This is a genomic window from Clostridium sp. YIM B02569, assembly GCF_022320765.1.
GTDB classification, from domain to species: Bacteria; Bacillota; Clostridia; order Clostridiales; family Clostridiaceae; genus Clostridium; species Clostridium beijerinckii.
In genome coordinates this window covers 227,876-240,516 of sequence record NZ_JAKJJX010000001.1, presented here as the reverse complement: position 1 = coordinate 240,516, position 12,641 = coordinate 227,876, and the positions used below count along the sequence as shown (strand labels likewise).

Here is a 12,641-nt window from a genome sequence, read left to right as displayed (position 1 = left end):
AGCCTTTTATAAATCCTAAAGGAGTTGAAAAAATGAAACGCAAAATTGGATCTGGTATTAACAGCAAAGAAAACTTTTGGGGATGGATTTATGTAGCATTAGGTACATTTTTAATAGGACTATTTGTGTTTTTTCCAATGATACAATCTTTGATAATGTCACTACAATCAGGTAAAGGTAATAATTTGAAATTTAGTGGTTTTAGTAACTATGTAAGAATGTTTTCAGATGCAACTTTGATTAAAGCAGTTGGAAATACATTTATATTTTTAATAGTCCAAGTTCCAATAATGATTATTTTAGCACTTATTATTTCTTCAGTTCTCAATGATAAAAAATTAAAATTTAGTGGCTTTTTTAGAACAGCAATTTTCTTACCTTGTGTAGCATCTTTAGTTGGATATTCAGTTATTATAAAGAGCATATTTGCATCAGATGGTTTAGTAAATAAATTGCTTATCAATATACATTTAATTTCAGTACCAATTGAATGGATTACAGATCCATTTTGGGCTAAGATATTGATTATTATAGCCATAACATGGAGATGGACAGGTTATAATATGATATTTTATTTGTCAGGCTTACAAAATATTGATCATTCGATTTATGAAGCAGCAGAAATTGATGGAGCATCTCCATTTAAAAAATTCACATCTATAACAGTGCCACTATTAAAACCTATAATATTATTTACAACAATTACTTCAACAATTGGTACATTACAGTTATTTGATGAACCTATGAATATCACAAAAGGTGGTCCTGCCAATGCAACAACTACCATTTCTAAATATATATATGACTTATGTTTCACATATACACCAGACTTTGGATATGCAACAGCAGTAGCTTATCTTGTTGTTATTATTGTGATAGTGTTAGCTATAATCCAATTCAAAATAGGAGGAGATAAGAATGACAAGTAAAATGAATAGAGTATTTAAATATATATTTTTGAGTATAGCATCTTTTGTTTCTATATTTCCGTTTTTTTGGATGGTTATTAGTGCAACAAATAAATCTGTTGATGTAACAAGAGGAAAACTAATTCCTGGGCATAGCTTTATGGAAAATTTAAATAATCTCTTTAAGCCAGAATTGGGATTTGCTTCTTCATTAGTTAATTCAGCAGAAATTGCGATTATAACTACAATTCTTGCACTCCTCGTTTCATCAATAGCAGGATATGGATTTGAAATATTTAGAACAAAAGCTAGAGATAGACTATTTAACATTTTACTTTTGTCTATGATGGTTCCATTTTCAGCTTTGATGATTCCATTATTCAAATTTTTCTCAAATTTAAAAAGTTCACCATTGGGCTTTCTTGGGGTGAATACATTATGGGCTGTAGTTTTGCCTAGTGTTTGTACTGCATTTTTAATTTTCTTCTTTAGACAAAATGCTAAATCATTTCCTAAAGAAATTTTAGAAGCAGCAAGAATTGACGGTTTGGGCGAAGTTGGAATTTTCTTTAAGATATTTTTCCCAACTATGAGAACAACCTATGCAGCAGCAGCGATTATAACATTTATGAGTGCATGGAATGCTTATTTATGGCCATTGATTGCATTACAATCACCAGAAAAGAAAACTGTTTTACTTATAATTTCAAAGTTAGCGTCAAGTTACTCCCCAGATTATGGATTAATAATGATGGCTATAGTAATTACGACATTACCAACTGCACTTGTATTCTTTGTTATGCAAAAACACTTTGTTGCAGGAATGACAGGTTCAATAAAATAAAATCTAATAAAAGTAAAAATATAAGTATATATAAATTTTAAATAAAATAATTCATTAAATTATTTAAATTTAAAAAATAAGAGTTTTATAAATATTGGAGGGAAAGCTTATGAAGAAGGAATTTCCAGTACTTAATAGTAAAATAAATGGATTTTTACATGGCGGTGACTATAATCCAGATCAATGGCTAAACTATCCGGAAGTGTTAAAAGAAGATGTGCGGCTTATGAAACTTGCAAATTGCAATTGCGTATCAATAAACATATTTGGCTGGAGTGCAATAGAGCTGGAAGAAGGAAAATATACATTTGAGTGGTTAGATAAAATTATGAATGATATGGCAGAAAACAATATTCATGTAATTTTATCCACTCCAAGTGGTGCAAGACCTGCATGGATGTCAGAAAAATATCCAGAGGTCTTAAGAGTAAATAGCGATAGAAGTAAAAATCTTCATGGTCAGAGACACAATCATTGTTTTACCTCACCTGTTTATAGAAAAAAGACATATGAAATAAATAAAATTCTTGCTGAGAGATATAAAGATCATCCGGCGCTTATTATGTGGCATGTTTCTAACGAATATGGAGGAGAATGTCACTGTGATCTATGTCAAGATGCTTTTAGAGAATGGCTTAAAAGAAAGTACGATAATAATTTAGATAAATTAAATGAGGCCTGGTGGACTGGTTTCTGGAGTCATAGATTTAACAGTTGGTCACAAATCGAAAGTCCGTCTGAAAAGGGGGAGATGTTTGTTCATGGACATAATTTAGATTGGAAGCGGTTCGTTACAGATCAGACAATAGATTTTTATAAAAATGAAATTGCCCCCATAAGAGAAATAACACCTAACATACCTGTAACAGCTAATTTCATGGGTAATTATCCACGTATGGGCTTGTTCACAGGTTTAGATTATTGGAAGTTTGCAAAAGAAGTGGATGTAGCTACATGGGATAACTATCCTGCATGGCATAATGATTTTGAAAGTACTGAAGATCTTGCAGCTAATGTTAGTTTTGTGCATGATATATACAGGTCGCTAAAAGGCGGACAGTCGTTTTTAATAATGGAAAGTACTCCGAGTCTCGTAAATTGGCATGATACTAATAAATTAAAGCGCCCTGGAATGCATTTATTATCATCAATGCAAGGGGTGGCTCATGGAGCGGATTCTGTTCTGTACTTCCAATGGAGAAAGGGAAGAGGAGCTTCAGAAAAATTCCATGGTGCTGTAGTTGATCATTGTGGTCATGAGAATACTAGAGTATTTAGAGAGGTTACTGAAGTTGGAGAAGTCTTAAAAAAGATTAAAGAAATTCAAGGTTCAATTAAAGACTCAGAAGTAGCAATTATATTTGATGTGGAAAACTTATGGGCTATCGATGATGCGCAGGGATTAAAAAAATATAGAAAGGGCTATGAAGAAAGCTGTCAAGCAGCTTATAAAGTATTTTGGGAAAATGGAATTTCAGTAGATGTTATTAATATGGATTGTGATATATCAGATTATAAACTTGTAATAGCACCAATGCTATATATGATAAGACCAAATGTTGCAGAAAGAATTAATGAATTTGTAAAGGCAGGAGGAACTTTTGTAACTACTTATTTCAGTGGAATAGTGGATGAAAATGATCTTTGCTTCTTAGGAGGATTTCCAGGACCACTTCGAGAAGTAACTGGAATTTGGTCAGAAGAAATAGATTCACTATATGATAATGAAGTAAATTATATAGAATTTAAAAATGATAAAATTGAAGAATTAAAGAACCGATATGAAGTAAGAGATTACTGTGACTTAATTCATGCAGAAACAGCAAAAGTTCTTGGAGTATATAAAGCTGATTTTTATGCTAATATGCCTGCGTTAACAGTTAATAACTATGGAGATGGAAAAGCATATTATATTTCAGCAAGAACTGGAGCAGATTTTAACAATGATTTTTATTCAAAGCTTATTAAGGATTTAAACATTGCGAGTGTTATAGATGGGGAATTGCCACAAGGTGTTACAGCTCAAATGCGTTCCAATAAAAATAATAAATATACTTTCATTATGAATTTCACTGAAGAAGAAAAGAAAGTAGATTTAGGAGAGAAAATATATTTTGATATGATTTCTGGAGAAGAAATCAGTGGAAAAATCATATTAGATAAATATTGTTTAAAAATACTAAAGCAAGCTAATTCTAAATGAATTAATTTAATGCTATACTATAAATAAACTAAATAGGTATAAATTAGATAAAATGTTTTAAATAAATAATAAAAGGTGAAAGGATAAGTTATTTATGGATAATAGCAAAATTTGTGTTGTAGGATTAGGTGGGGTTGGCGGATATATTGGCTGTATGCTTGCAAAGCATTTTTCCAATGTGTATTTTTTAGCAAGAGGCAAAAGATTAGAATCAATAAAAAATAATGGGTTAAAATTATATAGTAATCTTCATGGAGAATTAAATGTACATCCTAAATTAGCAAGCGATAGCGCTGATGAAATTGGAATAATGGATTATATTTTTATATGTGTTAAAAATTTTTCTTTAGAACAAGTATGTAAACAAATAAAACCAATGATTAATGAAAATACTGTAATAATTCCATTAATGAATGGAGTTGGAGTATCTGAAAAAGTAAGAAAACTTATAAATGATGGCCAAGTTGTCGATAGTTTAATATATGTAGTTTCTGGGGCAGAAAAAGATTTTTCAATACATCATGCAAGTTCTTATTGTAAGATACATATAGGGTATGGCTTGGAAAACAATGATGAAGTAGAGAATGTATTAATTAGAATTCAAAAAATATTACAAGAAGCTGAAATCATTTGTAAAATAGAAAAAGATATAGAAGCTGCAATTTGGAGAAAATATATATTAAATTGTGCATATAACGTAATAACTGCTTATTATAACGCAACAACAGCAGAAATTATAAAAAATGATGAAGCAGTCAAGCAAACTAAAATATTACTAAAGGAATCTTGTGCCGTAGCTCGTAAATTAAAAATTAATATTTCTGATGATTTAGAAGAAGAGCACTTTTATCACTTAATGCATAACCAAGCTGGAGAATCAACAAGTTCATTAAAAAGAGATATTGAAGCAGGAAGACAAAATGAATTAGAGGTCTTTTCTGGAAAGTTAATTGAATTAGCTTTAAAATGTCAAGTAGAAGTTCCGATGAGTCAATTTTTCTATAATGAATTAAAGAAGAAAAGTTAAGAATTATAAAGGCTGTCTCAATATTAAAAAAGCTATAATATGTTGCATTTAAAATTTAGCAGAACATATTATAGTTTTTATTTTTTGTGATAAATCTATATTACTGTGAACGAAAATGAAAGAAATTAGAAGCTAATTCTCCACAAATTCCTTTTGAGCAGGAATTGTTACTCTTACAGTAGTCCCTTTACCTAATTCGCTTCTAATTGAAATACCATAATCATCTCCATATAGAAGTTTAATTCTATCATTAACATTTTGGATTCCAATACTTGTAAAATGTTCGTGTTTTTTAGAAGATTCTCTAAGAATCTTTTGTACTTCTTCATCTGTCATTCCGACGCCATTATCTATGATTTCACAAATTAGATTCTGATTTTGTTCATTTACAAACACATGTATAGATCCATTATTTCTTTCATTAAAGCCATGAAAAAATGCATTTTCAATAAAAGGTTGTAAAATTAATTTTGGAATTACATAGTTTTCGCAATTTGGAATTACGAAAAAATTTACATTAATATTATCTCCATATCGTATATGATTAATTAAAACATAATTATTTAAATTTTCGATTTCTTCTTGTATTGTTATCATTTCATTTTTATTACTAATAGTATTTCTAAGAAGTGATATAAATGCATCTATAGTTTGTATAGATTTTTCTGTGCTTCCCTGCCACATAAGCCATTTGATTGAAGCTAAAGTATTGTAAATAAAGTGTGGATTAATTTGCATCTGTAAAGCATGTATTTCGGCTTTTCTCTTTTCTTTCTGCATTTTTATTTGGGCATGGACATAATTATTTAATCCATCTAACATATAGTTAAAGTTAGTTGATAGTTCGCGAACTTCATAGCTTCCGACAACGGGAATATGATTATTGAAATCACCATGAATTATTTTAGGCATAACTTTAACAAGAGCTGAAATTGGTTTTGTTGTTCTACGTATTACGAAGAAAGTAATAGCAATGAATATTGATGCAATTAAGATACTTACTGCTATAATTTCAGAAGAATCATATATTTCACTTAATACTATATTTTTATCAATCGTGCCAACTATATTAAAATTATAAGTTGGTAAATGTTTTGATAATATTGCTACATCAGAAGAATCTAATTTAGTGTTAACGTATTTGAGGTTATTATTTAAAATGACACTTGATATATTATATAAATCTAAATTTTTCGTTCCTATTTTTGAAGAAAGGCTAGAAGAAACAATAGTACCATCACTTGATATGATAGAAATACTATTACCATTACCTACAAAATAATCATAATATTTATGGAATGTATGCTCACTAATAAGTACATATACAAATCCATAGGGTTCTCTTGTAAGTTTATCACACAGAACCTTTATAGCTACAATTGTACTAGAGTTTTTTGTGAGTTTTGTAAAACCATGATCTAAGTATTGATATAAAACAGTATTCTTATTATCTAATGCTTTTTTAGTAAAGCTGCTATTTAAAACTTCATTAGTATCAAGGATAAGATGGTCATAATCGCTTGCTACATAGGTATTCCCATTAACGCCTACAGCTAGTACAGTAATATCATAAAGATCTTTATCAGGGATCATTTTATGGAAGCCTGTAAACATATTGTATAAAGTTCGATAATTTTGCTGTGGAGTAAGCTCCTTTTCTGATAAGTATCGCTGAAAATCAGGGATATAATCAATCGCATTCATAATGTTAATTGTATTATCATTAAATGTACTAAGTTCATTGCTAATTTGTGTTAAAACTTTATAATTTGATTTGCTGAAAGTATCAGCAAGTATATCCTTTGAAATTTTAATTGTAATAATTCCTATTGAAATAGATACTAAAATAACGCTTATAAGAACAACTGAAGCAACTCTAAAAAACAGGCTCGTATAATGTATTGATTTTGATAATTTTAGCATAATGAAAAGTCCTTTCGTTTGTTACTAGTATTAATATCCTTTTTTTCTAAAAGCGCTAGGAGTGAGTCCGATAAATTTCTTGAAAACCTTACAAAAGTAACTTTGATCTGAGTAGCCAACCATTCCGCTTATATCTGAGATAGGAATGTCCTGTTTTAAAAAATCACAAGCTTTTTGTATTCTAATTTTATTAAGAAATTCATTAAACCCCTCTTCGTTATGGGAACTAAAGTAGGTTGATAAGTATGAATAATTAAAATTAAATAGCTTAGATACATTAGTTAAAGTAAGTTGCTCGTCGTAATGATCATGAATGTATTGAATAATTTTATTAATCATATGTGAATTTATTTTATTTTCATATGTGTCTATTATTTGTTTAAAGCGATTTAAGAGAGAGTTATAGGCCACAAGTAAGTCTTCTGAATATTTAGTGTTATCTATGTCATGAAAGCACTCTTGCTTTAATGAATTTAGCTTATTTAAATCAAAATTTAAATATTCTAAAGAAGTAATCACATTATAAAAAGAATTTTGAATCAATGTTTTTAATTCAAATTCTGTAAGAGATCTTTGATCAATAGCATTTGTAACGTATATTGTTAGCATTTCGAATGCATTCTGAAATTGCATTATAGAAATTGATTCTGAAAAACGCTTAAAATTAAATTTTTCTATTGGCGATGGTGTTTTGAAGTTGGAAGAGCACATTAAAGAAACATTTTTGTTGTAAAAATATTGTTGAGTTAACACTAGGAATTCCTTTTCGTATATATCCTTAATATTTCTACTAGAATAGAAGAAGTTGCTTAATACAAAAAATGCTTCTTTAAAACTATTTGAAACTATTTCTGAAATATTTTCTAGCTTACTAAATAGAGAATTATAACTTTTATCATCAAAATTTATAATTACAACTATGATTTCGTTTTCAATATTAGCGACTTGTATATTATAATTTGCATTTAATCCTTCTAAAGAAAATTCCTTGCCGATCTCTGAAATTGTAAAATCAATAATTTCAAGGCGTTTGCTATAATTATCATATATTTTCTTTGCGTTTAAACCAAATAAGCAAAATGATTGAAAAGTAAATATCGTATTAAAATAGTTAAAGTCAGGATCATTGTCAAAGCCAGATATAAGTCGATTTAAGGCGCTATTGGTGAGACTTAAAGAGTTTCCTTCTAAAGTATTTCTTTTCATTTTAATTGAAATCTTTTTTAGAGTACTTAATAACTCAGAAGGATTTAGAGAAGGTTTTAAAATATAATCAACAGCACCATTTTGAAAAGATGATTTAACATATTCAAAATCGCTATAACTACTTAAGATGATAATTCTTATCTTAGGGTATTTGTCCTGTACAAATTTAGCTAATTCAATTCCATTTATTTGAGGCATTACAACATCAGAAATTATAATGTCAGGAATATCCTTTTTTATCATTTCGAGAGCTTCTTGACCATTAGAAGCCTGTCCTATAATTTGGAAGCCTTCTTTTTCCCAATCAATCATATGAGTTATACCTTGTCGCATAATAAATTCATCATCAACAACTAAAATTTTACTATATTCGTTCAATAGTTAGCACCCCTATTCTAAAATTAACACAAGATAGATTAATATTGCTTACTACTGATTATATAGTATAAATTAAAGGTTTTCAATTAAGTAGTAAATAACTTTAGTAAAGTTTAGTAAAATGTAATTGATTTTTTACTAAAAAAATAATAGAATGTAATTATAAATTTAATTAATAACATAATCCTAACATCAGGATATAGGATAAATTAAAAAATCAATGTAATTGATTACGAAGTAAGGTGTCCTAATAATATTAGCCCATAATTTTTTTTATTCTCATATATGTTTAAGTATTAATTAAATGTGACTTTATAAAAGAGTTACATTTAGTTAATACGATTAACAACTTTAATTTAAAAAAGCAATAACTCTACAAGGTGAAAGTGAGGTAAGAGTATGATTAATAATAAACCGTCATTAGATTGGCTAGAAGATCCAGAAATATTTAGAGTTAATAGAATAGATGCTCATTCCGATCATTGGTTTTATGAAAAAGTTGAGGATATTAAACTAGAAGACGCCATGCCTCTTAAGCAAAATTTAAATGGAAAATGGAGATTTTCATATAGTGAAAATCCATCTCTAAGAATTACAGATTTTTATAAAGATGATTTTGATGTAAATGGATTTGATTATATTGAAGTCCCAGGTCATATTCAGCTTCAAGGATATGATAAATGTCAATACATTAATACTATGTATCCTTGGGAAGGTCACGATGAATTAAGACCACCTCATATTTCAAAAACATATAATCCGGTTGGAAGCTATGTGACATTTTTTGAAGTTAAAGATGAACTTAAAAATAAGCAGACTTTTATTTCTTTTCAAGGTGTTGAAGCAGCATTTTATGTATGGGTCAATGGAGAATTTGTAGGATATAGCGAAGATACATTTACACCATCGGAATTTGATATTACTGATTATTTAAGAGAGGGAGAAAATAAACTTGCAGTTGAGGTTTATAAAAGGAGTAGCGCAAGTTGGATAGAAGATCAAGATTTTTGGAGATTTTCAGGCATCTTTAGAGATGTATACTTATATGCAGTTCCAGAAACTCACGTAAATGATATATTTATAAAAACAGATTTATATGACGATTTCGAAAATGCAAAGTTAAATGTTGAACTTAAAATGATTGGAAATTCAGAAACAACAGTTGAAACATATTTAGAAGATAAAAAAGGAAATAAAATAGCTATATCTGAAAAAGTTCCGTTCTCTGATGGGTTGAATTTATATTTAGATGCACAAAATATAAGTTTATGGAGCGCTGAAGAGCCTGATTTATACACTTTTTATATTTTAGTAAAGAAAAAAGATGGCATTTTAGTTGAGGTTGTAACCCAAAAGATAGGGTTTAGGCACTTTGAAATGAAGGATAAAATTATGTGCCTGAATGGAAAGCGTATTATCTTTAAAGGTGTAAACCGTCACGAATTTAGCGCAAGGCGTGGACGCTCAATTACGAAAGAGGATATGCTATGGGATATTAAGTTCTTGAAACAACATAATATTAATGCTGTTAGAACATCACACTATCCAAATCAAAGTTTATGGTACAAGCTTTGCGATGAATACGGGATTTATTTAATAGATGAAACAAATTTAGAAAGTCATGGTTCATGGCAAAAGATGGGGCAGATTGAACCATCATGGAATGTGCCAGGAAGTCTTCCACAGTGGCAGGCAGCAGTTTTAGATCGAGCATCATCAATGGTTGAAAGAGATAAAAATCATCCATCTGTCCTTATTTGGTCATGTGGTAATGAATCTTATGCGGGTGAAGATATTTATCAAATGTCTGAATACTTTGGAAAAAAAGATCCTTCACGTTTAGTGCACTATGAAGGGGTAACTAGATGTAGAGAATTTGATGACACGAGTGACATGGAAAGTAGAATGTATGCAAAGGCAGCAGAAATAGAAGAGTATCTTAATGATAATCCAAAGAAACCTTATATCAGCTGCGAATACATGCACTCAATGGGTAACTCAACTGGTGGAATGATGAAATATACAGAACTTGAAGACAAATATTTGATGTATCAAGGTGGATTTATTTGGGATTATGGCGATCAAGCTTTATATAGAAAACTTCCAGATGGAAAAGAAGTTCTAGCTTATGGAGGAGACTTTACAGATCGTCCAACAGATTATAATTTTTCTGGAAATGGTTTGATTTATGCAGATAGAACTATATCGCCTAAAGCACAGGAAGTTAAGTACCTATATCAAAACGTAAAATTAGAACTAGATGCAAAAGGGGTGACTATTAAGAATCAAAATCTTTTTGTTAACACTGATAAATATGATTTATACTATATCGTTGAAAGAGATGGAAAACTAGTAAGAGATGGTTATCTAAATGTATCTGTAGCTCCAGGAGAAGAAAAATATATCGAACTTCCAATAGAAAAGTATAATTTTCTTGAAGAAATTGTACTTACAACCTCATTAAGATTAGTACAAGATACACTTTGGGCAGAAAAAGGATATGAAGTAGCATTTGGACAAAAGGTTATTAAAGAAAAATCAGATATGAATAATCATAATTCAGAGTCTAAAATGAAGATCATTCATGGAGATGTAAACATAGGGGTTCACGGAAAAGATTTCAAGGTTATATTCTCTAAACAAGAAGGAGGAATTGTATCCTTGAGATATAATAACAAGGAGTTTATAACGAGAACACCAAAAACTTTCTATTGGAGAGCAACAACAGATAATGATAGAGGGAATAAACATGAATTTAGATGCGGTCAATGGCTGGCTGCTACTATGGGGCAGAAGTATGTGGATTTTTCAGTTGAGGAATTTGATGAGAAGATTACATTATATTATAATTATCAATTACCAACAGTGCCATCTACTAATGTTAAGATAACTTATGAAGTATCTGGAGAAGGAATAATTAAAGTAAATGTTAAGTATAAAGGAGTTAGCGGATTACCTGAATTGCCTATACTAGGAATGAATTTTAAATTACTAGCTGAATTTAATTCATTTAGTTGGTATGGAATGGGACCGGAAGAAAACTATATAGATAGATGTGAAGGTTCTAAACTAGGGATTTACGATAGCACACCAATAGATAACTTATCAAGATACCTAGTCCCACAAGAATGTGGAAACAGAACAGGAACTAGGTGGCTAGTAGTTAAAAATGATAAAAATGAAGGTCTTAAATTTACTTATGGTAAAGCTCCATTTGAATTTAGTGTTTTACCATACAGCAACATGGAATTAGAAAACGCACTTCATATAGAAGAATTACCATCTGTTAATTTTACTCATGTGAATATAATAGGTAAACAAATGGGTGTTGGCGGAGATGACAGTTGGGGAGCACCAGTATTACCTGAATTCTGTATCGATTCAAGTAAAGATTTAGAATATAGTTTTGCAATTTCTAAAATGTAATAAACGTATATTAAGTACTAAAAATGTTCTGAAGGATATAATTCAGAACATTTCTATATAAAAGAATACACGTGAATAATCAGAAGATTAATAAAATAAATTGGGAGGCTACTATGACAATTAGGGAAAGAATAAAAAATGGTATGCTATATGTCGATATAGGAGAAGGTCTTGATGAAGAACGTGAAAAGTGCAAGGAATTATTATATGATTATAATCATACACGTCCAAGTGAGAAAATTAAAAGGAAAGACTTTTTAAAAGAATTACTAGGTGATATGGGGGATGAGATTTGGATAGAACCACCACTACATATGGCATACGGTAAAAATGTACACATTGGTAACTGTTTCTATGCTAATTTTAATCTTGTAATTGTAGATGATATTGATGTATATATAGGTGAGCATGTTATGATAGCACCTAATGTAACAATAACGCCTACAGGCCATCCGGTAGATCCTGATCTTCGTAAGCCAGGTACTCAATTTTCAATTCCAGTAAAGATAGGTAATAATGTTTGGATAGGGTCTAATGCAGTCATTTTGCCTGGTGTTACCATAGGAGATAACTCAGTAATAGGTGCGGGGAGTGTTGTTACCCATGATATTCCTGAAAATGTAATTGCTGTAGGAAATCCTTGCCGCGTATTAAGAAAAATAAGTGAACATGATAAAGAATTTTATTTTAAGAATAAAAGAGTCGAATAATCTAGCAGTAGAAATT

8 protein-coding genes are annotated in these 12,641 nt (G+C 29.7%); 6 read left to right on the top strand and 2 right to left on the bottom strand.

The window, feature by feature from the left end; all coding sequences use genetic code 11:
* Positions 1–32: 32 nt before the first annotated feature.
* From L3B96_RS01050 to L3B96_RS01035, 4 genes are all read left to right on the top strand, one after another.
* The gene (locus L3B96_RS01050; RefSeq protein WP_017210717.1) at positions 33–929 is read left to right on the top strand and encodes a sugar ABC transporter permease; all 897 of its coding nucleotides are present in this window, start codon (positions 33–35) and stop codon (positions 927–929) included.
* Positions 919–1,752: a carbohydrate ABC transporter permease gene (locus L3B96_RS01045; protein WP_011968567.1), complete on the top strand. Its 834-nt coding sequence runs from the start codon at positions 919–921 to the stop codon at positions 1,750–1,752. The genes L3B96_RS01050 and L3B96_RS01045 overlap by 11 nt, the downstream gene beginning before the upstream one ends.
* 109 nt (positions 1,753–1,861) lie before the next feature.
* Positions 1,862–3,955 (top strand): beta-galactosidase, encoded by a 2,094-nt coding sequence (locus tag L3B96_RS01040; RefSeq protein WP_238858606.1) that lies wholly within the window; start codon positions 1,862–1,864, stop codon positions 3,953–3,955.
* A 94-nt stretch (positions 3,956–4,049) separates the two neighbouring features.
* Entirely contained in the window at positions 4,050–4,982 is a 933-nt protein-coding gene (locus L3B96_RS01035; RefSeq protein ID WP_238858605.1) for a 2-dehydropantoate 2-reductase, read from the top strand.
* A gap of 132 nt (positions 4,983–5,114) precedes the next feature.
* On the opposite strand, the gene L3B96_RS01030 is transcribed toward L3B96_RS01035, so the two are convergent.
* Complete coding sequence (locus L3B96_RS01030) at positions 5,115–6,905, bottom strand: sensor histidine kinase (protein WP_238858604.1); 1,791 nt, start codon at positions 6,903–6,905, stop codon at positions 5,115–5,117.
* Between the two features lie 30 nt (positions 6,906–6,935).
* Positions 6,936–8,489: a response regulator gene (locus L3B96_RS01025; RefSeq protein WP_171788711.1), complete on the bottom strand. Its 1,554-nt coding sequence runs from the start codon at positions 8,487–8,489 to the stop codon at positions 6,936–6,938.
* Between the two features lie 399 nt (positions 8,490–8,888).
* Here L3B96_RS01025 and L3B96_RS01020 point away from each other — a divergent pair, with 399 nt between their 5' ends.
* Both L3B96_RS01020 and L3B96_RS01015 read left to right on the top strand, forming a co-directional pair.
* Positions 8,889–11,915 (top strand): glycoside hydrolase family 2 TIM barrel-domain containing protein, encoded by a 3,027-nt coding sequence (locus L3B96_RS01020; RefSeq protein WP_238858603.1) that lies wholly within the window; start codon positions 8,889–8,891, stop codon positions 11,913–11,915.
* 113 nt (positions 11,916–12,028) lie between these two features.
* On the top strand, positions 12,029–12,625 hold the full coding sequence (locus tag L3B96_RS01015) for a maltose acetyltransferase domain-containing protein (RefSeq protein ID WP_238858602.1): 597 nt from the start codon (positions 12,029–12,031) through the stop codon (positions 12,623–12,625).
* Positions 12,626–12,641 lie beyond the last annotated feature (16 nt).